Genomic DNA, 20,832 nt, shown 5'->3' on the forward strand with positions numbered 1-20,832 from the left:
ACCTCTCCTTTCCCCTGGAATAAAATGTCGTAATATAAAACTAGGATGGAATTTTTCAACTCCATCCTGCCTGACTAGCTCACTTTCAATTTGAACTTCTGGATATCTTTCTCCGTCTCCACCTTCTCGATGATTCCTCCGATACCCCTAAGCTTATCTTCAAATCTTTCATATCCTCTCTGGATATATACGATATCATCCACGATCGTGATTCCATCTGTGGCAAGGCCTGCAATGCAGAGCGCAGCTCCTGCCCTCAAGTCTGGCGCGCTCACCCTTGCGCCTGTAAACTTCTTCACGCCTTCGATCGTTGCAGAGTTGCCTTCAATCTTGACGTTGGCTCCCATTCTAGCCAGTTCATCCAGATACTTGAACCGGTTCTCGAAGATGCTCTCCGTGATCGTACTTGTCCCCTGGCACAGAGCCAGCGTCACACCGATCTGGGGCTGCATGTCTGTCGGGAATCCCGGATAAGGCAGCGTCTTCACATGCGTGCTGGTTAAGTCTCCTTTGGAAACCACGCGGACAGCATCATCAAACTCTTCCACTTCGCATCCGATCTCGACCAGCTTCGCAATGGTCGCCTCCAGATGCTTTGGAATAACATTCAGTACGGTTACGTCTCCCTTTGTTGCCGCTGCCGCGAACATGAATGTCCCGGCCTCAATCTGATCCGGAATCACAGAATACTCCGTACTGTGCAGGCGCTGCACGCCGCGAATCTTGATCACGTCGGTTCCCGCGCCTCTGATGTTGGCCCCCATGCTGTTGAGGAAATTGGCAACGTCTACCACATGCGGCTCTTTTGCCACATTTTCCATGATGGTGAGTCCCTCTGCCATCGTCGCGGCCATCATGACATTGATGGTAGCGCCAACGCTTACCACGTCAAAATATATATGCTTGCCCACCAGACGGTCTGCTTCAGCCATAATCTTTCCATACTCGATATCCACATCCGCGCCCAAAGCACGGAATCCCTTGATATGCTGGTCTATCGGCCTGCTGCCAATATTACATCCGCCCGGAAGCGCTACTTCCGCCCTCTTATACTTTCCAAGCAGGGCGCCCAGAAGATAATAGGATGCGCGGATCTTCTTGATATAGTCGTATTCTATGTTAACATCGTTAATGCCTTTGCCATTAATCTTTACGGTATGCCGGTCAACCCGGTGTACATTCGCGCCGATGCCTGATATGGCATCCAGCAGTACATTGATATCGTTAACGTCCGGAAGGTTATCAACCAGTACTGTCTCATCTGTCATTATTGCTGCGGCAAGAATCGCCAGGGCGGCATTCTTTGCTCCGCCTATTTCTACTTCTCCAACCAGCGGATGGCCGCCTTTTATAATATACTGTTCCATACTGCACCTCAAATTTACTATCTATTCACTCTCATCTATCCATCTTTTTCTATTCGCATTCTTCGATATTATACCATAGAATTCGAATTTGTAAAATATTTTTTACAATTATGTAATTTATCCGTAATATTTTCCAGGATTTTACTCTTGACCGAGAGTCTCCAGAACCTTCTGGATCGTATCTTCCAACTTTAATCCGTCTTCACAGACGGTAATATCCGCATATTTCTCAAAAAGGCGCACTCTTTCATCATACAGCCCCTTCAAAGTCTGGCCTTCTTTCAGCACGACGCCTCTGTTTTTTGCATTCTTCAGCCTTTTATTTATTGTGTCAAAAGATGCCTGCAAATATACTATTTTCCCAATCTCTTTATAATGTTTCATGGCATTTTCGCAATATACTACGCTGCCTCCCGGCGATATTACCGTATGCCACGTATCTACCTTCGCATTTACACGGTCTTCCACTTCCAGAAAACCATCAATTCCCTTTTCCGCAATAATATCTTTCAGCAGTTTTCCTTCTTCTTCCTGAATCAGAATATCTGTATCCACAAACTGGTATCCCAGGCGTTTTGCGATTACAACGCCTATCGTGCTTTTACCCGCTGCTGGCATGCCAATCAATATGATATTATCCATATCCGGCTGTCCTCCCCTAGTGTCTTTGGTGAGTATTTTAACACACAAGGACCTTTTTTGTCTACCCTCCTGCAAATCCAAAAGGAGTCAGACCCTTTTATCCCAAGGTCTGGCCCCTTTCTTTCATTAGTAGAATTTTCTTTTGAAATTCCTGTATTCGCTTCGCCTGTTGCATAATTCCTGATATGCCATCACCTGAATCAGATCCTTCAGCCATTCGCCCGGATTCTCCTCCTCTTGTGCCACTTGGTCATAAATTCTTCTGCACATCAGCCGAAGCTGCAGCTGATCCGGATATTCGTCATACATCATGCTTCCTTCATATTCCAGCCGGTCGCATTCTTCTTCGATATATGGGATCAGACGTTTTGCCGCCGCAGGATAGAGGCTTTTCATGTAATCCAGGTCCCTTCTGGCAATCCTGTCGTCATCATAGAGTAAAGGCATCGGGTAAGCCATGTAGTAAGGCAGTCGATCGTCCATGTACGCACGCTCCTAAGATAAGTATCTATCTTATCATATGCGTTAGGAATCACAATGTTACTTGCCCTACTTTCCTTGCATTCTATTCTTGTTATAATCATATTGGAATTTTAAATTGCTTTTCCTCAGAACTAAAAATCCGGAACCAGGCGAAAATCTAAAACAATAAGCATACAGGCGGATGACATACGCCATCCGCCTGTACCTGCCTTTATATATCAGGCTCTCTCACTGTAATGATGCGCCTCTTCAAGCATCATATCTTTTACTTTCATCAGACGAATCTGGGAACTTCTCTCGTTCTCATCCAGCTTCATCGTAATATACTTGATGTTTTTCTGTGCTTCCGGAATAATAACGTGTTCCAGCGCATTTACACGGCGTCTCGTCTTCTCGATTTCGACTGCCATAAGCTGGCACGCTTTTTCCGTCTCCGCAAGTTTCAGCATATCCGGCAGAATATCTGCCAGTGACTTTACGGCGCCGTCCAGATCGCTGGAGGTAAACGCGAAGCCGTAAGAGTAGATGTCATTGGCGTCCGCCGTCCTGGTCTTCGTCTCAAAGACCGGGATATTGACACTCATGACATTCTTCTTGCCTACCTCAAGGTTTACTTCCTGCTTTGGCGCCATTAGCGCTGTATTCAGCGTAGCTTCGTCCATTCCGGCCTTGGCTATGACAAAATTCTTATTTGCAGAGCGGATTCCGGCTTCTACTTTCAGTCGCAGTTCCATGTTCTCACGGACCAGGTCCAGGAACTGGCGCATCAGTTCGTCACGCTTATCTTTCAAAAGCTTATGGCCTTTGACGGCAGTGACTAATTTTTTCTTTGTCTTGGTCAACTCCATACGGGTAGGAGTCACCTGCGTAGATGCCATCTATCATCCACCTCCTTATTCGCTTCTTCTCGCTGCGGGCTCGCGCCCTATGCAGCCTCTCTGTAAGCTCCATATAAGCACGGCTTTCGGGGGCTTTTCTGGCCCCGCCGTGCCAGCTCGATTCCGCTTCGCTTCTTCTCGCTGCGGGCTCGCGCCCTATGCAGATGACCGAAAGCAGCCGCTTGCAAGCTTGCTTGCGCGTCTGCTTTCACTCATCTGCGCACGGCTTACTGCTTACCATAATATAAATCTAAGAATTTGTCGTCGATTCGTTTTAGTTCGGCTCTTGGCAGCATGGAGAGGAGCTTCCAGCCGATTTCCAGCGTCTCTTCGATGGAGCGGTCGGCGTTGTAGCCTTGTGATACATACTCTTTTTCGAATGCATCGGCAAACTTCGCATAGAGGAGGTCAATTTCCGTCAAGGCGGCCTCGCCTAAGATGGTCATAAGTTCTTTCGCATCCTTGCCTCGCGCATATGCGGCGAAGAGCTGGTTCAGCGTATTGGAGTGGTCAGCCCTAGTCTTTCCTTCGCCGATACCCTTATCTTTCAGACGGGATAGCGAAGGCAGTACGTCGATCGGCGGCTGAATGCCTTTTCTATACAGGTCACGGCTTAAGATGATCTGTCCCTCTGTAATGTATCCCGTCAAGTCAGGGATTGGATGGGTCTTATCATCCTCAGGCATGGTAAGGATCGGGATCATGGTGATGCTTCCCTTCTTGCCCTTCTGACGTCCCGCTCTCTCATAGAGGGATGCAAGGTCCGTGTACATATATCCAGGATAGCCACGGCGTCCGGGAACTTCCTTACGCGCGGCAGATACTTCACGGAGAGCGTCTGCATAGTTGGTGATATCCGTCAGGATAACCAGTACATGCATATCCTTCTCGAATGCCAGATACTCTGCTGCCGTCAGCGCCATACGAGGCGTGGAAATACGCTCGATAGCCGGGTCATTTGCCAGGTTGATGAACAATACGGTCCTGTCAATAGCGCCTGTTTCTTTGAATGATTCAACGAAGAAGTTGGATTCCTCGAAAGTAATACCCATTGCCGCAAATACAACGGCGAAGTTCTCGTCTGTTCCGCGAACCTTGGCCTGTCTCGCAATCTGTGCTGCCAGGTTGGCATGCGGAAGACCGGACGCGGAGAAGATCGGAAGTTTCTGTCCACGTACCAGCGTATTCAGTCCGTCGATAGCGGATACGCCGGTCTGGATGAACTCCTCAGGGTAGCTTCTGGCTGCCGGGTTCATAGGCAGGCCATTGATATCTCTTCTTTCCTCGGGAAGAATCTCCGGGCCGTCATCGATCGGGCGGCCCAGGCCGTCGAATACACGGCCCAGCATGTCGCCGGATACTCCCAGTTCCATGCTTCGTCCAAGGAAACGCACTTTACTGTTGCTTAAGTTGATACCGGTAGCGCTTTCGAACAGCTGAACCAGGGCATCGCTTCCGTTGATCTCCAAAACCTTGCAGCGGCGTCTCTCTCCGCTGGCAAGCTCGATTTCTCCCAATTCATCATAGGCTACGTTCTCTACCCCGCGCACCAGCATCAGAGGGCCGGCAACTTCTTGTATGGTTCTATATTCTTTTGGCATAATTAGAAGTCCTCCTTCCCGAATGCACCTGCGATCTCGGTATGCAGTTCATTTAATATCTTTTCATACTCTGTCTCAATATCAGCGTCCAGCGTATATTTGTAACGCCCGATTCTCTCTCTTACTTCCATGTTGATCAGGATCTGCATAGAAGCGCCTTTGGTCAGCGCCTCGGAAGCCTCCTCATAGAACGCGAGAACCAGCTTCATCATCAGGTATTGCTTCCTCAGAGAGGTATAGGTGTCAATCTCATGGAAAGAGTTCTGGTGCAGGAAGTCCTCACGGATGGATCTTGCCGCTTCCATCTTAAGGCGGTCTGTCGGTGACAGCGCATCCATACCTACCATCTTAACGATCTCGTCAAGTTCTGCCTCTTCCTGCAGAAGGCTCATCATCTTCTGGCGGTCTTCCATCCAGTCCGAAGCAACCTCGCTGTTGAACCAGTCTGCCATATTATCGACATATAGAGAATAACTGGTCAGCCAGTTGATCGCCGGGAAGTGACGTTTGTAAGCCAGCGCTGAATCCAGTCCCCAGAATACCTTGACAATACGCAGGGTCGCCTGGGATACAGGCTCGGAAATATCGCCGCCCGGAGGGGATACTGCTCCGATTACGGACAGCGCTCCTTCTCTCTGGTCTTTGCCTAATGAAATTACATGTCCGGCTCTTTCATAGAACTGCGCCAGACGGCTTCCAAGATATGCAGGGTATCCTTCCTCGCCAGGCATCTCTTCCAGACGTCCTGACATCTCTCGAAGGGCCTCTGCCCACCGGGATGTGGAATCTGCCATCAGGGCTACAGAATAGCCCATATCACGGAAGTATTCCGCAATCGTAATACCTGTATAGATGGATGCCTCACGGGCAGCAACCGGCATATCTGACGTATTGGCGATCAGAACCGTCCTCTGCATCAGTGACTGGCCTGTCTTCGGGTCTTTCAGTTCCGGGAACTCGTTCAGAACGTCCGTCATCTCATTTCCACGCTCGCCGCAGCCGATATATACTACAATATCTGCCTCAGCCCATTTTGCCAGCTGATGCTGGATTACGGTCTTGCCGCTTCCGAAAGGTCCGGGAACAGCGGCAACTCCGCCTTTAGCGATTGGGAAGAACGTATCGACAACGCGCTGTCCCGTTACCAATGGCTTCTCCGGCGGAAGTTTCTTTACATAGGGACGTCCTTTACGAACCGGCCATCTCTGAAGCATCGTAAGTTCTTTGTCTCCATCTTCCGTAGCAACTACTGCCACCACGTCTTCTACCGTAAATTCGCCTGATTTGATCTCTTTTACCGTACCCTTGATTCCATAAGGAACCATGATCTTCTGCTGAACGACGATGGTCTCCTGCACGGTGCCTAATATATCGCCTGCTTCTACCTCGTCTCCAACTTTTGCAACCGGGACAAATTCCCATTTCTTGTCTCTCTTCAGGGAAGCAACCTCAACGCCACGCTGCAGGCTGTTTCCTGAAACCTTCATAATATCGTCAAGCGGACGCTGGATACCATCGTAAATGCTCGCGATAAGACCAGGCCCAAGTTCAACAGACATCGGAACCTCCATAGATTCTACCGGCTCTCCCGGTCCTAAGCCTGATGTCTCCTCATATACCTGAATTGATGCCTCGTCCCCGTGCATCTCGATAATCTCTCCAATCAGTCGCTGGTTACTAACACGCACAACGTCGAACATGTTGGCATCCCGCATTCCTTCTGCGATAACCAGCGGTCCTGCTACTTTTTTAATCGTACCTGTACTCATTTGGACGAATCACCCACCTTTCCTTCTTTATTCGTTTCCAAAGATAATATCAGATCCTACCGCCTGTTCTACAGACTTCTTGACGCCTTCTACGCCGGCTCCGGTATTGCCGGATATTCCTGGTATCTGGATAATCGCCGGAACAGCCAGTTCCTGATATTTCTCTATCTCATGTTTTAATTCTGCCGCCAGAGCCTCGGTAACATAGACTATCCCATAGTCTCCAAGGGTGAGCTGATGCAGTTTTTCTCCGGCTTCCTCACGGGTGCTTACTGGAAATGTATCAAGACCCAATGTAGCGAAACCGTAAATACTATCATAATCGCCTAGTACTGCAATCTTATACATACATCTCCCTTACCCTTTCTCGGATTGAATCGTCCGGTAAGTCATTAAGTTTGCCGGAAAGAATGATTCGTACCGTCTTTATTTCGTTCTGTCTCGCAATTACATAGGCAATCACCGGCCCTATGGTAAATGCATTATATTTCTGTGGACTGATAGTCTGAATAATCCGGTTATCGCACCAGCGCTCGAATGCTGACGGCGAGTCGGCTAACGCCTCCGCGCCTTGTGCATAAGCCGTTCCCAGCAGGTATTCGCGGATCGCGTCCATTCCCGCCAGGGCTGCCTTTGAAAGCTGGTCTACATTGATACTGTCACATTCAGCCATTGCCCGCTTCATAAAATCTATCGATTTCGCGGTTTTCTGTGAACGCACGGCAATCTTGATATCTGCAACTCCTACCGTGGATTCCGCATAGTCGCGGATGATATCCGCCTTTGCTTCCTTCCCGGCCGCATAGATTGCCTCAAGCGCTGCCTTATCGATAATGACATCGCACAGCTGTCCGTCTCTGGTGTGAAGAAGCGATTCATATGCTTCTTCCGCCGCGTGCTGCATATTTGCAGGAAGTTTTCCAAAATCCTTCTCTTTTATGATCTCCATCATGGCACTTCCTGGAATCGGCACATCTTCATAGAATATATGCCTGTTCTTTTCCTCCGTGCACACTTCCTTGATTGCGGCCTTCAGATTATGGAAAAGCTTTGGATAGGTAAGCACGTCAAAATGTTCCATCCCGATGGACAGTTCCTTAACGACCTCCCATATCTTTTCTTCTTCTCTGGTCAGCATAGCCTCTGCATTACCGGATGTCTCGGTGTCTCCCCAGCCTTTCTCTTCCAGGAACTGAATACACTGCTCATAGTTCTGGCATGCAATCAGCTGGTCAATGGTGCTGTTGGAGAATAAAGAGACTTCCAGGGCACGTATCCGCGCAACCGCGTAGGTATATTGTTCACTCATGCTGCTCCTCCAATCTACTACGCTTTATAAGAATAATAAGTGATGAACCTTATCGGACAACTCATCTCTTTTTGCATCAAACATTGCCTGTAATGTGCAGTTCTCTTCTATACCGCCATAAGCAAGAATGAATCCATTCTCTATATTCCTGCCTTCTTCAGATACTGTCAGGCTTCCGTTCTTTGATTCGGCCGCCTTTTTCACCTCATCCTGGAATCCTGCAGGCATTCTCTTTAAATCCCTGGCTGAAAAGAATATCTCTCCATCCTGCGGCAGCGCATACTTGCCAAGCATCTTTAGCAGCATGGCAAAGTAAGCATCCGCTTCCATGCCAGTCAGCGACTCATACGCCTTATTCAGGACTTCTTTTATGACATCCTGCTTTGCGGCAAGAACCTTGGTCCTTCTCTGTAAATCGATCGAAGACGCTACCCGCTCTTTATAGTTTGCTATTTCCGCTTCGGATTTCTGGGAGATGCTGGCCTGTTTCTTTTCCGCTTCAGCCTTTGCCTGGCTCATAATCTCTTCGGCCTGGGCCTTTGCTTCTGCAATCTTGCTGTCAGCCACTGCTTTCGCTTCATCCAGGATCTGACTTTTCATTTTTTCTAATCCGGTCATCGCCCTTGCACTCCTTTTCTTGATTTCCTAGTTTTTACCGTGTATCAGATATCCTATACCTGAATTGCTGTTACTGATAAGATGGAAATAAGAAGTGCCAGGATTGCGTATGTCTCAACCATTGCCGGGAACAGCATGGCTTTACCAAACTGGTCCGGCTTCTTAGCGATGATTCCGATTGCCGCTGCCGCAGTCTGTCCCTGGGATCTGCCGGAGATCAATCCAACGATGCCGATCGGGAGGCATGCTGCCAGAATCAGAAGTCCTGTCTGCACGCTGATCTCAGCTGCTCCGCCTCCAAGAAGGCCGATCTTGGACAACGTGATGAATCCAACCAGCAGTCCATAGATTCCCTGCGTACCAGGAAGCAGCTGCAGAATCAATACCTTCGCGAATTTGCTTGGGTCCTCTGTTACAACTCCTGATGCTGCCTGTCCGGCAATGCCTACTCCAAGTGCTGATCCTGCTCCTGCCAGGAAAACTGCTACTGCTGCGCCAAGTAATGCGTATACAAGTCCTAAATTACTCCAAATACTCATGATAAAGTTTCCTCCTTAATATCTACATATTTTGTATCTGATTGAAATGGTTCGAAAGGTCTTCCTCCGCCTTCATAGAATTTGCCAAAAAACTCTACGAACTGCAGACGATTCGTGTGCACATACGCGCCCAGCAGATTGATTGCCAGATTCAGCGTGTGTCCAACTATAAAGACGACAACAAATAGGATTGCTCCCACAACGCCTTTTCCAAACATGCTTCCCATCTGGTTTACCACGGAAGCGATAACTCCTGTGGCAAGGCCAAGTGCCAGCAGACGCGAATAAGACAGAACATCGCTGAGCCAGCCGGTGATGTTATAGATGTCATATGCTCCAAGCGCGATCCTAAGCGCCGGATTCTTGTTGGCCCTTCCGGACATCAGAAGAAGTCCCAGTGCTCCTATGATCGCCAGGCCTTTTGCAAGCATGCTGACAGCCGGCGGGAACACGATCTGCGTCTGTGCGATTGATGCAAATATATCCGTAGGGAGCAGCATCAGTATCAGGCCGATCAAAAATGCGTACCAGAGCACGACATCACAGAAAAAGTCTAAGATCTTGCCGTCTTTTACCAGCATATATCCCTTGATGCCCAGTCCTACGAACAGATGGATCAGTCCAAATGTCATAGAATAGATCAAAAGCCTCATCGGATCATTCAGTGGCGCAAACCACAATGGCTTGATGGTAACCGTCTTCCCAAAGAACGTACGGGACACCACGTCCACCACGTCTCCAAAATATCCTCCAAACAGGACGCCCCAGACTATCGTCGAGATGCCGCAGAACATAAACATCTTGATTGACTTATGCATACCCTTGCTCATCCGGGGGAATTTCTTCAGAACCACGAAACAGGCAATTGCGATAATTGCGCCATATGCGGCATCAGATAACATCATTCCAAAGAAAAATACATAGAAAAATGACATGATCGTCGTTGGGTCGAATTCACCCTTATGGGGCAGTCCGTAAGATTCCAGGACGCCTTCCACGCTGGATGAAAATGCGTTATTCTTCAGGATAATCGGCGGTTCTTCATCTTCTTTTAAATCTTCTACATCCAAGACACAGTCATAGCGTTCCCCAATGGCTTTTTCAATTGCCGGCACCGCCTTTGCCGCTACATAGCCGCTCATGACAAATGTCCTCTGCGACTGCGGAAGAGTTCCCAGCACTTCATACTTCTCTGCTCTCATGCGGAAGTAGTCTCCTACCAGTTTCAAATCCTCCCTGCTATCTGCATAGCTCCTGATCTCTTCCTCAGTTTTTTCAATCTCATTATTCAGTTTTTGAATCTCTGCGATAAGATCCGCCTTCTTCTTAGCAGGCACCCTATCCGTAACCTGCGAAGGCCTTGCGAATCCTCCTGCCCTCAAAGCCTCTTCTACTGCAGCTGCTTCTGCCCTAAGACAAAAAACAGCCAGGTAAGCCGCATCCCTGTCACTGGAGATAATCTTAACATCCATAGCCTCGATGTCAGGATTATTCACGGCAACCTGCTCATAGACAGATTCCAGGGTCGTCTCCGCCGGCATAGTTCCAAGCAGCATCGACACCTTCCCCGTACCTTCGAAATTCATTGGAACATCCAAAGAAATCCAAGGTTCAAGCGACTCAATCTGGTTTTCCAGTTTCAGAATACCGGCTTTGCTCTCCGCTATCTCTTTATTCTTCGATATCAGCAGATTGGCTTTTGAGACAATGGCCTCTTTTTCCGCAATTGCTTTATCGAATTGCTCCTGTTCGACTAGTTTCTTGCCTTCCAGGCCTGATAGCATTGAATGCTTCTCCGGAGCGTAAGTTTCAAGAACTGCCAGCGCCTGATCCGAAAGCTGCGCCTTCTTCTCAAATCTCTGTCTGGCATTCAAGGTATCCATCTTCTCGAAGCCTTCCTCGCCTTCGGCAATCTGGTTCATTTCCATGACTCCCATTGACTGGATCTTCTCCAAAATGGCCTTACGGTCTTTCTTTAGCGCGCAGATACTAATTCTTTGCATCTGCAATACTGACATAGCCGCATCCCTCCTTTACTCTTATTCTTTTTGCCTAAATATGCAAGTATCAGACGAGTTCTGCAATCACGGCAGATACCGTCTCTTCTTCCTTCGCCAGCGCAGCCTCCCTAAGAGATGCAATTTCCTTCTCCACATCGGCCAAAGCCTCCATCGTCGACTTTTCCCCAATTTCCTTTGCTGCCTTTAGACTGGCTTCTGCCTTTGCCTTTGCATCTGCTTCAGCCTGTTCTTTGATCTCCTTGGCTTTTGCAGAGGCTTCTTCAAGGATTCCGGTACATTCGGCGTCTGCTTTTCTTACGATTTCCTCCGCCTCATTTTCCGTCTCCTTGATGGTTTTAATGGTTTCTTCTACCATCTGTTCACCACCTCTCTTGTTGTTGTAACTCTCCTGTAGTTACGATTATAATATGATTCCAAATAAAAGTCTAGAAATTTATTGTTTTTTCATAGTTCCCAGACCGTACCGAGCATACAATTAAATGAATAATCATACAATTGCCTTTTTTACCATTCCAGCCTATGCAGATGCCCTTCCAGATCCATCCCCGCAAACGAATTCTGCCTAAGTGCCTCATATAAAACGATTGCCACCGAATTTCCAAGATTCAGGGAACGGATATCCGGAACCATCGGAATCCTTATACAGTCATCTTTATGTTTTACCAGAATCTCTTCTGGTATTCCCGCACTTTCTTTTCCAAACATAATATAGCAGTCTGGCTCATACTTGACATCCGTGTAGGCTTTCGGCGCTTTGGTCGTGGCCATATAGATCTTCGCGTCCGGATTCCTCCTGATGAAATCATCATAATCAATATAAGTAGTCACATCCAGCTTATCCCAATAATCCATTCCAGCCCTCTTCAGATTCTTCTCATTCAGCCTGAATCCTAATGGTTCAATCAGGTGAAGCCTTGTGTTCGTAGCCACGCAGGTGCGCCCGATATTTCCTGTATTTGCAGGTATCTCTGGCTCATGCAATACAATATTCAACATGCTGCAACCTCCTTTACGTTTTATTTTAAAGAAAACAGATAAGCCAGTCAATATACACTTTTGGTAATGTTGTATTCATATTTTCCTAATTTCATCTAGTTTTTAATTATTTTGCCCAATTCAGCAGAATCAAATAGTTTCAGAATCTCATCCGGCGCCGGACGATCAATATACCGCACGTCTTCCCCATTATGTATAACCTTATCGTTATTATCCGTCAGGCTTCCGATCACGGATGCCTGAATATGGCTATGATTCAATGCCTCTGCCAGCGCCTCCCCGTCATCCGTCACGATCAGCAGGCTCCCTGCGGAAGCAAGCTGATAAGGATTGAGCCGGTAGTGCTCGCAGACCTCTATGGTCTCCTGAAGAATGGATATCTGCTTCATATCCACGGAAATCCCGGACGAGGCTTCTTTTGCAAGATTCCACAAGGCTGCCAGAATCCCCCCATCTGCGATCTGGTATATGGCGGATGCGCCCTGAGCCCTCGCTATGCCGATTTCTCTTTGGGCAAATAGATTCTCCCTGTAAGACAAGATCTGGTTAAGGAATGCCGGCGCAAACCGTTCTTTTAATTCCAGTTCCCTTTCCTGTACAATCTGAAGCATCCCATCCATGCCCGCCCATTTTGTAAGGACGATCTCCCCGCCCGGCTCTAGCGCGCTCCTGCTACGGAGCGTATCGCCAGCCGCTTCTGCGATACCGGTTACGGTCACCATCGGAAAATGAATTGCCGGGTTCCTTGTGCCCTTCACCTCAAGCAGCTCGATCTTACGCTCATGGCAGGTGCTTTTTATCATCTTTTCAATTGTGTGTATCTTGGATTTATATGCGTAAGGCGGCAGCGCGATCTGCACGCCCACGCTAAGATGTGATGCGCCTGCCGCCGCCAAAGAGTTGGCGGCGGAGGCAAGCGCATGGATTCCGATATATTTTGACTGCCCATATACAGTAGCCGTCTCGCTTAGCAAATATCCCGTCTGCGTTTCAAGTTTCATGTCTCTATCCTCTGCTTCTCATCTATTGCTGGGCCTGCTGTTCCTGGCCAGTCGATTCCTGGGCCTGGCTTTGCTGCGTCCCTTGTGCCTGCATCGACTGGGCCTGGCTGATAGCAGCGTCGATCTTGCCTTTGTCCTGGGTAGCAATTGCATTCTGCACCAGAACCTTGGCCTGGGCGTTATCAGTTCTGGTCCCTATCTCAATAATCTGGTCAGACTTCTCATAAGTGCTGTTATTGATCACATCCCTGCTCACCTGCTTTCCATCCTGATAAACGATCTTCCACAGCTGGGCCGTCTTGCCTGTATGCGGGCTTCCGGCATAATTCATGCTTCCGAGCGCCGCATCCGAGTTCTCTTTATAGGTGACTCCATAGTCTTCCGTGGTCAGCGTCTCGCTCTCAAACTCCACGGTCCGCCCCGGCGTCCTGGTCTCCTTGCCATAGATGGTGAAGCGCAGCTGGTTGGAAGCGTCAATCTCTCCGGCAATAAAGATCGGGGTTTCATAATTATTCTGAAACACGAAGTCCAGGTAGTCGCCGGCAATCGCCGCATCCCTGGACGGGTCCACATATGCTACCAGCATGGAGTGCGGATATCGTTCCACCACTTCCAGTTCTGCATAAAGCACGGCATTATATAGAGTGGTAGATACCTGGCAGATGCCTCCGCCGAAGGAATCCACTACCTGGCCATTCTCGTAGGATCCGGCCGGCACGTATCCGTGCTCTTCATCATAAGGCGCGGTCCTGTCATGGACGGATAGCTGCTCTCCCGGCATCAGCACGGAGCCATTCAGAAGATCCACGCCCGTCTTAAGATTCTGCCAGCGCTCTCCTCCGCCTGCATCCGTGGAAAATGCCCCCAGTTCATCTTTTATCGTGCTCAAGTCCTTCTTCGTCACGGAAGGAGATTCTTTTATCAGGGTCATCTTCATGGCAATGTCTTTATGCTTCCATTTTTCATTCAGATATTTTTCCAATTTCGCTGTCGATGCTTTGATATCTACGGTCTGGCCGTCCTTTTCCTTAGTAATCTTAAATCCGTCGCCGTCTTTTTTAATCTTGGCATCCACCGCGTGGCTGGCAAGCGGAACCACCCGTTCCTCTATGACAGCCTTTGACTTTTTATGATCCAGGACAAAATCCTCGCCCAGCACCATCTTTTCTTTGGATAGTTTCCTCAACTGACGGTAACGCACCCATAGCCTCCCCTTCTTCCCATAGGAGACAGCCTTTTTGGCTACCTTGTCAATGTCATTATAGCGAAGGCCCAGTTCTTCCAGCGTCGCTGCCGCCTTTTTGTCGTCCACTTTCATAGTCACGCTCTCTTTGCGGTCATCCTCCAGATGCTTTTTCAAAGCCTCCTTGGCTTCTTTTCCTGTCATGCCTGACACATTTACGCTTCCGATATAGATATTGTTGCAGATCTTATCCGCTGGAAACTTTGATACATAACGGTAAAGCACTCCATAAGATATGGCAAAGATGATACATACGCATACGAAAACAAGACCAAAAAGGACTTGCCTCCTTCTTCGTCTCATCCTCGACATCCGTTTGCTTTTTTTATTTCCCTTTCTCTGACTTCCTGCAGCCATCTTATTCTCCCATACCCCTTTGCTTTATGGCTATACCATAAGATACGGCACTACCATAGTTGCGATCATTGCAATAATCACTACCATGATCACGATTGCAATGATTCTTCTTGTCTTCTTATTGTTAAAATTCATCCGACTACCTTCTTTTCATATATTTCTCTACATTTTATACTCTTTACAATATTTTTGCAAGAAACATTCCTCACATCTTGGACTGCGTGCCGTGCATATCGTGCGTCCAAACGTAATGATCTGTATATTATATAGGATCCAATGGTCTTTCGGCAGTTCCTTCATCAGATCCTGCTCTATCTTCTCCGGATCCTGATTCTTTGTAAGGCCCAGCCGGTTCGATATCCTTTTTACGTGAGTGTCCACCACTACGCTGGGCTCATGATAGATGTTCCCCCTTATGACATTGGCCGTCTTTCTTCCCACTCCCGCAAGGGACGTCAGTTCCTCTAGGCTCTTTGGAACTTCGCCGCCATATTTATCCATAATATCTTTCATGCATGAGATGATATTCTTTGCTTTATTATGATAAAATCCGGTAGGCTTGATATCCTGTTCCAGCTCTTTTAAGTCTGCGTTGGCAAATGCGAAAGCAGATGGATACTTCTTAAAAAGACTTTCGGTAACGATATTCACCCGCGCGTCCGTGCACTGGGCGCTCAGCATAGTGGCTATCAGCAGCTGCCAAGGCGTCTCGTAGTTAAGATAGCATCTATATTCCGTTCCATACTGTTCATCCAGCATGTCCAGTATCTGGCGTGTTCTTTTCTTCATCTTATCTCCTCGCCGCTTCTAAGAAATTCTGGTTCTATCATACAGGTTCTTGCTTCCTGATTCAACGGATTTCTTTCTTTATAGTCAAAGAGGATGTATTTCCCGATAATGGAAAAGTACTCCATATGGGTCATCTTGCGCATCTGATTCCTGTCATACGGCCCGTAGGACGGAAGATACTGCCGGTTTCTTTCTTCTGCCTCATAGAAATGCCTCAATACTTCCTTGGACACTTTATATTCTCCCGCGAATTCCGGTCGGGTCTTGGCATTTTCCCTCAGATAATAATCGTACGTCAGCAGTTCTCTATAATAGTCTTCCCTATCCGGGTGGCTTTTAACAATAAATTCCAGTAAAATAGCATACCTTGCACTTCTTTTATGCTGGATGCCTCCCAGTCCTTTCTCTTCATAGAATTCCTTCAGCTTATCATACAAATCAAACGCGGAATCGTACGCTTCCTCCAGCGCATCCAAGGTGTGGGTAAACTGCCTGCTGTTATAATAGACCTCCACCATCTCTTCGATACCTTTCAGGCGGATCACGTCCTCATAGGAAAGCCATCTGGTGCAAAGCACTTCGTAAGGAGGCCTGCTTTTGTGCAGCAGACCGTAAGATTCCTTGTGTTCCTCCATATAAGAGCCCTTCAGCACCTTTAAGAATCCCAGCTGCAGCTGTTCCGGCTTAAGAGCATACACCTCATCAAAGGAGCGGGCAAAACGATGGATGTCTTCATAAGGCAGCCCCGCGATCAGGTCCAGGTGCTGATGGATATTCCCATTCTTCTGAATCCTTTCAACGACGTATTTTACAGTTCCAAAATCCATCGTCCTGCGGATTGCCCGTATGGTCTCCGGATTGGTTGATTGAACGCCTATTTCCAGCTGCACCAGCCCCGGCCGCATATGTTCCAGTATCTCTAACTCCTCTTCATTCAGCAAATCTGCCGCTATCTCAAAATGGAAATTCGTAATCCCCCTATCGTGCTGTGCAATATATTTCCATATGCGGATGGCGTGATCATGCCTGCAGTTAAAGGTACGATCCACAAACTTTACCTGAGGCACTCCCTGATCGATAAAAAACTGCAGTTCCTTCTCTACCAGCCCGGCGTCCCTGAATCGCAGACGCTTGTCCACGGAAGACAGGCAGTAGCTGCACGAGAAGGGGCACCCCCTGCTGCTCTCATAGTAGACGATCTTATGCTCGAATGCTTCCATGTGGCGGTAGACAAAGGGAACCTTGCTAAGATCCATTGCCTGGCGCCATGGATTCTCGACAATCCTTCCATCTTCTTTCCGGAAGGTAATTCCCTCCGTCCGTTCAAGTCCCTTGTCGCCTTCCTGATCCTGCCAGATTCTAGACAGTTGGGCAAATGTCTCTTCTCCCTCGCCCTTCATGACTCCCTTTACCTTATGAAGCCGCCGCAGCACGTCCACGGAATCGTAGGACACCTCCGGCCCGCCAAGCCAGATGGGCATATCCGGCCTGATCTTTCCCAGTTCCTCTACCAGTTCTTCCACATAATCCAGATTCCAGATATAGCAGGAAAAGCATGCAACATCCGGCCTGCGCCTGTAGATATCCATCAGTATGTTATCTCTTTGCTGGTTGATCGTATATTCCGCCAGCTCGATCCCTCCTTGCTCCGGCTTATTCCCCCGCCAATCCATTGACTTTGCTTCCGCATAAGCCTTCAGGCTGTATATTGCCAGATTCGAGTGAATGTACTTGGCATTGACTGCTGCTAATAATATCTTCATCTTCTATTCTCCATTTATCCCGTCGAACTATCCCGTCGACTTTTTCCACCTTTCTTTCGATCCTGTTCATTACCTTATAGTCATTATAGCACGCCCTCCACGCATTATCGCATGGGGATTGACAATTTTTCCAAAATAGGTTAAACTTAAGACTCGTGCAGCCGGGGTGTTAGCGGTACCTTGTACCTGCAATCCGCTATAGCAGGGGTGATATTGCGCGAAGGGCACAGTTCTGTAGAGCTGCCCTTGAAAAGTGGCGTTGATGCCTGGGTCTTACGCGACGGAAATCCATGAACCGTGTCAGGTCGGGAACGAAGCAGCACTAAGTGGAACCTTCCGGGTGCCGTGAGGGTGCCTGGGCTGAGCTAACTGTCGAGGTAACGTCTATGGGGCTGGGTTCGAAGCGCAATGCACGAAAAATAAGGCAAATACAAAAGGAGTCATCGCTTTCTCTGCGATTACTCCTTTTTTGTTCTGCGGCTTCGTAATTCTTTGAAGAAATCCTTCATCATCTGGCTGCATTCTTCTTCCAGCACGCCGGTTGTCAATTCTGCCTGATGGTTGAATTCCTTCATCTGCAGCAGATTCAGGATAGATCCGGCACACCCTGCCTTTGGATTCATGCATCCGACTACCACTCTGCTCATCCTGGACTGCACGATCGCGCCGGAGCACATCTGGCATGGTTCCAGCGTTACATACATCGTGCATTCTTCCAGCCGCCAGTCATCCATCTTTCTGCTGGCTTTTCTGATGGCGATCAGTTCCGCATGAGACAGCGTATTCTTATCGGCCATCCTCCGGTTGTATCCCCTTCCAATTATCTTATCCTTATAAACAATTACGCAGCCTATAGGAACCTCCCCTATAGCATAAGCCTTTCTAGCCTGCCTGATTGCCTCTTTCATGTATTTCTCGTCAATACTCTGCATGCTTTTCTCTCCGTCTTTCTACAAGGATCATCGACTGCCAGGTGTCGCTGGCCTTTTCACATACCGGCACCAATAGCCGAATTGCTCCTGCCCATTGTCCTCATCCTCCGCAAGCTCGATGTCCAGATCATCTCTGCGGATGAATTCCGGGAATCCGAATGCCGCGGCAGCTTTGGCTTCCTGCGGATGATAAATCCCGGGAACGCCAAGCCTCAGTCTCTCTCCGTCATCAATCATCGCCAGATGGTGATAGTTATAGTATCCATGAAGCAGGAAATTATTGTTGGAAAGCCTCCACTCGCATCTTGGAAGTCCGGCCAGCTCGTTTCTCTGGATCTTCTTGCACTGGAACCGCGAGGCTGGCATCTCCTCTTGCGGCATTGCCTCTTCTGCCTGTAATTCTTCCTGCACTGGCTCTATCCCGACTATTTGTTCCTGCGGCTCTTCCATGCTGGCCTCTTCTTCCTGTGTTTCCTCCGCCTGTACTTCCTCTATCTGCTCCGCCCGCAGTTCCTCTTCCTGCTCTGCCTGTACTTCTTCTCGCTTTGCCTGCGCTTCTTCTGCCTGCACTGCCTCAGCGCGAAGTTCTTCTTGCTCGTTGCCGGCATCTTCCCCCTCTGCCGGGGCCTGCCGGACCTCTTGAGGGGACCATACCTTCATGTTATTTACATTCACCGGCATGTCATCCCACACCACGGCGTATTTATGGCCGGATTCATTCTCCAGAATGACTCCGTTGATGCGCCGGAAGTTCTCCGGAACTCCGGTATCTTCTTTCGTGTAGTACAGTTGATAATTAATAGCAGGGTTCACATTGTCCACGGTACCCTGCCAAATTCCTACACATCCGTCTCCTTCTTCGTAGAACAGATACAATTGCAGTCTTTTTTCCCCTTTCATATGCAATCCTTTGCCGTGAATATGTATCACGCAATCTTCGTCTCCCTGCTCTACCTTGACAAATCCTACGTTGCGTAGTCTCCTTCCCTGTTCATATTCGTATAAGTAACGAATAAAACGCTTCAATCTTCCACTTCCAATCCTGGTTATTTATCACAATCTATTCCCCAGGATTCCAAAATATGATAGTTATATAATTGCCTTTAACTCCTGATACAGCCTTTTTGCATAACTGTCCGTCATGCCGCATATATAATCCGTCACCAGAAGAAGTCTCAGATATAGTTTTTCTACCTCGGACTTTCCTTCGGCATGGTAATGATATGCCTTTTTATAATTACTGGATATGAAAGATACCATGCGCTCCCCGATAGAGTCCAGCTTGCGCGTCTCGTCATCATAATAGACGATGGCTTTCATAAACTTGTCCATCAGGAAGTCAATCATAGCAGCCTCCGCTACTTCCATCCGATAGATCGTCTCCGTCAGGAACACTTCCTCAAAGGCCATGCTTCCCAGAAGATCCATTAACTTTTCCGCAAACGTCCCTTGAAACAAGTCATGCCTATACCCGCCCTCCATAATTTCATTATAATGAGAGGTAAATCCATAAGTCGCACAGTTGATCAGGAAGCCCTGAACTTTGATGATCCAGTTCTTGATGGCATACTCTTCCGGCTTTTGTACCTGCATTTCCCTGCCTCTGGCATATAGCTGCTCCAGTTTGTCAGCCGGACGGAAGCTTCCCATCTCCTCATCCGGGTATCTTTCCTGCAGCGCGGTCAACTCTTCCAGCAGTTTATGGTAACTGATGAATCCTTTGATAAATGCGTCCTCGATATCCGCCGTCTTATATGCAATATCGTCCGCTGCCTCAAGAATAAATGTGAGTGGATGGCGTCTGCCATTCGTCCCCGTCTCCGCCGCTATCTCTTCAAATATCTCCTCATCGGCAAAATAATATCCCATCTTCTTATCCTTAATGTCCCCGGACTTCTCATTGATACCGGTAGATGGCACCGGATATTTTACGATCGTGTTTAAAAGCGCATACGTCAGATTCATTCCATTTTCATCTACAAGAAAATGAAGCTTTGTCACCAGCCTAAGCGCCTGGGCATTTCCTTCAAAATGATAGAAGTCTTCCCGCATCTGCGGGGTCAGCGCCTTGTCAACCGTCACGCCATGGAACTCCATTCTTGGCAGATTTCTCTCAAACCATTCTCGAATAGCGCTCTCCCCAAAATGTCCGAACGGCGGATTTCCGATATCATGAATCAGCCCCGCGCACTGAAGGATGCTGCATATATCTTCCTTCATCCTGGGCGTGAAACTCGGGTCTTTCTTATATACCAATATATTTTCCCCGATATTCTGGCCCAATGACTTTGCAAACGAAGATACCTCCAGCGAGTGGGTCAGCCGCGTCCTGATAAAATCGCTTTTGTCCAACGGAAAGACCTGCGTCTTGTCTTGCAGCCTCCGAAATGAGGCGCTGCCTATTATACGATGGTAATCCTTCTCGAATTCGCTCCGCAAGTCTGTGTTCTTTCCATATCTATTCTTGCCGGAACTTCCCCGGCTTCTCTTTGTCGATAATAACTGTTCCCAATTCACCTGTCAT

The 20,832-nt window shown here is 48.2% G+C and carries 20 protein-coding genes and 1 other RNA gene; 1 reads left to right on the top strand and 20 read right to left on the bottom strand.

The features are described from left to right. Positions 1 to 74: 74 nt before the first annotated feature. From K0036_RS17655 to K0036_RS17735, 17 genes are all read right to left on the bottom strand, one after another. Positions 75 to 1,367, bottom strand: a complete 1,293-nt coding sequence (locus K0036_RS17655) for a UDP-N-acetylglucosamine 1-carboxyvinyltransferase (protein WP_025641377.1) — start codon at positions 1,365 to 1,367, stop codon at positions 75 to 77. A gap of 141 nt (positions 1,368 to 1,508) precedes the next feature. Then, positions 1,509 to 2,009 carry a shikimate kinase gene (locus K0036_RS17660; RefSeq protein ID WP_025641376.1) on the bottom strand — a complete coding sequence of 167 codons (501 nt, stop codon included), beginning with the start codon at positions 2,007 to 2,009 and terminating at the stop codon, positions 1,509 to 1,511. Between the two features lie 126 nt (positions 2,010 to 2,135). After that, on the bottom strand, positions 2,136 to 2,492 hold the full coding sequence (locus K0036_RS17665) for a hypothetical protein (protein ID WP_004606519.1): 357 nt from the start codon (positions 2,490 to 2,492) through the stop codon (positions 2,136 to 2,138). 218 nt (positions 2,493 to 2,710) lie between these two features. Then, complete coding sequence (locus K0036_RS17670) at positions 2,711 to 3,370, bottom strand: V-type ATP synthase subunit D (protein ID WP_025641374.1); 660 nt, start codon at positions 3,368 to 3,370, stop codon at positions 2,711 to 2,713. A gap of 227 nt (positions 3,371 to 3,597) precedes the next feature. After that, positions 3,598 to 4,971, bottom strand: a complete 1,374-nt coding sequence (locus K0036_RS17675) for a V-type ATP synthase subunit B (protein WP_025641368.1) — start codon at positions 4,969 to 4,971, stop codon at positions 3,598 to 3,600. Between the two features lie 2 nt (positions 4,972 to 4,973). Next, entirely contained in the window at positions 4,974 to 6,740 is a 1,767-nt protein-coding gene (locus tag K0036_RS17680) for a V-type ATP synthase subunit A (RefSeq protein ID WP_025641366.1), read from the bottom strand. 27 nt (positions 6,741 to 6,767) lie between these two features. Then, on the bottom strand, positions 6,768 to 7,088 hold the full coding sequence (locus tag K0036_RS17685) for a V-type ATP synthase subunit F (RefSeq protein WP_025641364.1): 321 nt from the start codon (positions 7,086 to 7,088) through the stop codon (positions 6,768 to 6,770). Continuing rightward, a complete protein-coding gene (locus K0036_RS17690) occupies positions 7,081 to 8,049 on the bottom strand; it encodes a V0D/AC39 family V-type ATPase subunit (protein ID WP_025641363.1) in 969 nt (322 codons plus the stop codon). The genes K0036_RS17685 and K0036_RS17690 overlap by 8 nt, the downstream gene beginning before the upstream one ends. A 24-nt stretch (positions 8,050 to 8,073) precedes the next feature. Next, on the bottom strand, positions 8,074 to 8,667 hold the full coding sequence (locus K0036_RS17695) for a V-type ATP synthase subunit E (protein WP_025641361.1): 594 nt from the start codon (positions 8,665 to 8,667) through the stop codon (positions 8,074 to 8,076). A gap of 53 nt (positions 8,668 to 8,720) precedes the next feature. Then, positions 8,721 to 9,206 carry a V-type ATP synthase subunit K gene (locus K0036_RS17700; protein WP_025641359.1) on the bottom strand — a complete coding sequence of 162 codons (486 nt, stop codon included), beginning with the start codon at positions 9,204 to 9,206 and terminating at the stop codon, positions 8,721 to 8,723. Continuing rightward, positions 9,203 to 11,224, bottom strand: a complete 2,022-nt coding sequence (locus tag K0036_RS17705; protein ID WP_025641358.1) for a V-type ATP synthase subunit I — start codon at positions 11,222 to 11,224, stop codon at positions 9,203 to 9,205. Before K0036_RS17705 ends, K0036_RS17700 begins: the two co-directional genes overlap by 4 nt. Before the next feature lie 49 nt (positions 11,225 to 11,273). After that, a complete protein-coding gene (locus tag K0036_RS17710; RefSeq protein ID WP_025641357.1) occupies positions 11,274 to 11,582 on the bottom strand; it encodes a hypothetical protein in 309 nt (102 codons plus the stop codon). A gap of 149 nt (positions 11,583 to 11,731) precedes the next feature. Further along, positions 11,732 to 12,223: a tRNA (cytidine(34)-2'-O)-methyltransferase gene (locus K0036_RS17715; protein WP_220430295.1), complete on the bottom strand. Its 492-nt coding sequence runs from the start codon at positions 12,221 to 12,223 to the stop codon at positions 11,732 to 11,734. Positions 12,224 to 12,318: 95 nt separating this feature from the next. Continuing rightward, positions 12,319 to 13,224, bottom strand: coding sequence for an AIR synthase-related protein (locus K0036_RS17720; protein ID WP_220430296.1), 906 nt, complete (start codon positions 13,222 to 13,224; stop codon positions 12,319 to 12,321). 22 nt (positions 13,225 to 13,246) lie between these two features. Continuing rightward, on the bottom strand, positions 13,247 to 14,824 hold the full coding sequence (locus K0036_RS17725) for a VanW family protein (RefSeq protein ID WP_025641352.1): 1,578 nt from the start codon (positions 14,822 to 14,824) through the stop codon (positions 13,247 to 13,249). Positions 14,825 to 14,986: 162 nt separating this feature from the next. Further along, complete coding sequence (gene nth, locus K0036_RS17730; protein WP_173694402.1) at positions 14,987 to 15,613, bottom strand: endonuclease III; 627 nt, start codon at positions 15,611 to 15,613, stop codon at positions 14,987 to 14,989. Beyond that, a complete protein-coding gene (locus K0036_RS17735; protein ID WP_220430297.1) occupies positions 15,610 to 17,376 on the bottom strand; it encodes a B12-binding domain-containing radical SAM protein in 1,767 nt (588 codons plus the stop codon). The genes nth and K0036_RS17735 overlap by 4 nt, the downstream gene beginning before the upstream one ends. Before the next feature lie 153 nt (positions 17,377 to 17,529). On the opposite strand from K0036_RS17735, the gene ffs reads away from it, so the two are divergent. Beyond that, an RNA gene (ffs, locus tag K0036_RS17740) (signal recognition particle sRNA large type) lies at positions 17,530 to 17,792 on the top strand. Positions 17,793 to 17,834: 42 nt separating this feature from the next. On the opposite strand, the gene tadA is transcribed toward ffs, so the two are convergent. From tadA to K0036_RS17755, 3 genes are all read right to left on the bottom strand, one after another. After that, entirely contained in the window at positions 17,835 to 18,308 is a 474-nt protein-coding gene (tadA, locus tag K0036_RS17745) for a tRNA adenosine(34) deaminase TadA (protein ID WP_025641347.1), read from the bottom strand. Between the two features lie 27 nt (positions 18,309 to 18,335). Next, entirely contained in the window at positions 18,336 to 19,334 is a 999-nt protein-coding gene (locus K0036_RS17750) for a hypothetical protein (RefSeq protein WP_220430298.1), read from the bottom strand. Positions 19,335 to 19,397: 63 nt separating this feature from the next. Further along, positions 19,398 to 20,825: a deoxyguanosinetriphosphate triphosphohydrolase gene (locus K0036_RS17755; RefSeq protein WP_173694399.1), complete on the bottom strand. Its 1,428-nt coding sequence runs from the start codon at positions 20,823 to 20,825 to the stop codon at positions 19,398 to 19,400. Between the last annotated feature and the right edge of the window lie 7 nt (positions 20,826 to 20,832).

The sequence above is a fragment of the [Clostridium] scindens genome, assembly GCF_019597925.1.
Lineage (GTDB): Bacteria > Bacillota > Clostridia > Lachnospirales > Lachnospiraceae > Clostridium_AP.

Excerpts from the sequence above, each read along its gene's own strand:
- K0036_RS17720 (WP_220430296.1), bottom strand. The coding sequence starts at position 13,224 with ATGAAACTTGAAACGCAGACGGGATATTTGCTAAGCGAGACGGCTACT.
- K0036_RS17735 (WP_220430297.1), bottom strand. The coding sequence starts at position 17,376 with ATGAAGATATTATTAGCAGCAGTCAATGCCAAGTACATTCACTCGAAT.
- K0036_RS17685 (WP_025641364.1), bottom strand. The coding sequence starts at position 7,088 with ATGTATAAGATTGCAGTACTAGGCGATTATGATAGTATTTACGGTTTC.
- K0036_RS17690 (WP_025641363.1), bottom strand. The coding sequence starts at position 8,049 with ATGAGTGAACAATATACCTACGCGGTTGCGCGGATACGTGCCCTGGAA.
- K0036_RS17725 (WP_025641352.1), bottom strand. The coding sequence starts at position 14,824 with ATGGCTGCAGGAAGTCAGAGAAAGGGAAATAAAAAAAGCAAACGGATG.
- K0036_RS17705 (WP_025641358.1), bottom strand. The coding sequence starts at position 11,224 with ATGTCAGTATTGCAGATGCAAAGAATTAGTATCTGCGCGCTAAAGAAA.
- K0036_RS17710 (WP_025641357.1), bottom strand. The coding sequence starts at position 11,582 with ATGGTAGAAGAAACCATTAAAACCATCAAGGAGACGGAAAATGAGGCG.
- K0036_RS17715 (WP_220430295.1), bottom strand. The coding sequence starts at position 12,223 with ATGTTGAATATTGTATTGCATGAGCCAGAGATACCTGCAAATACAGGA.
- K0036_RS17660 (WP_025641376.1), bottom strand. The coding sequence starts at position 2,009 with ATGGATAATATCATATTGATTGGCATGCCAGCAGCGGGTAAAAGCACG.
- K0036_RS17665 (WP_004606519.1), bottom strand. The coding sequence starts at position 2,492 with ATGGACGATCGACTGCCTTACTACATGGCTTACCCGATGCCTTTACTC.
- tadA (WP_025641347.1), bottom strand. The coding sequence starts at position 18,308 with ATGCAGAGTATTGACGAGAAATACATGAAAGAGGCAATCAGGCAGGCT.
- nth (WP_173694402.1), bottom strand. The coding sequence starts at position 15,613 with ATGAAGAAAAGAACACGCCAGATACTGGACATGCTGGATGAACAGTAT.
- K0036_RS17675 (WP_025641368.1), bottom strand. The coding sequence starts at position 4,971 with ATGCCAAAAGAATATAGAACCATACAAGAAGTTGCCGGCCCTCTGATG.
- K0036_RS17655 (WP_025641377.1), bottom strand. The coding sequence starts at position 1,367 with ATGGAACAGTATATTATAAAAGGCGGCCATCCGCTGGTTGGAGAAGTA.
- K0036_RS17680 (WP_025641366.1), bottom strand. The coding sequence starts at position 6,740 with ATGAGTACAGGTACGATTAAAAAAGTAGCAGGACCGCTGGTTATCGCA.
- K0036_RS17670 (WP_025641374.1), bottom strand. The coding sequence starts at position 3,370 with ATGGCATCTACGCAGGTGACTCCTACCCGTATGGAGTTGACCAAGACA.
- K0036_RS17700 (WP_025641359.1), bottom strand. The coding sequence starts at position 9,206 with ATGAGTATTTGGAGTAATTTAGGACTTGTATACGCATTACTTGGCGCA.
- K0036_RS17695 (WP_025641361.1), bottom strand. The coding sequence starts at position 8,667 with ATGACCGGATTAGAAAAAATGAAAAGTCAGATCCTGGATGAAGCGAAA.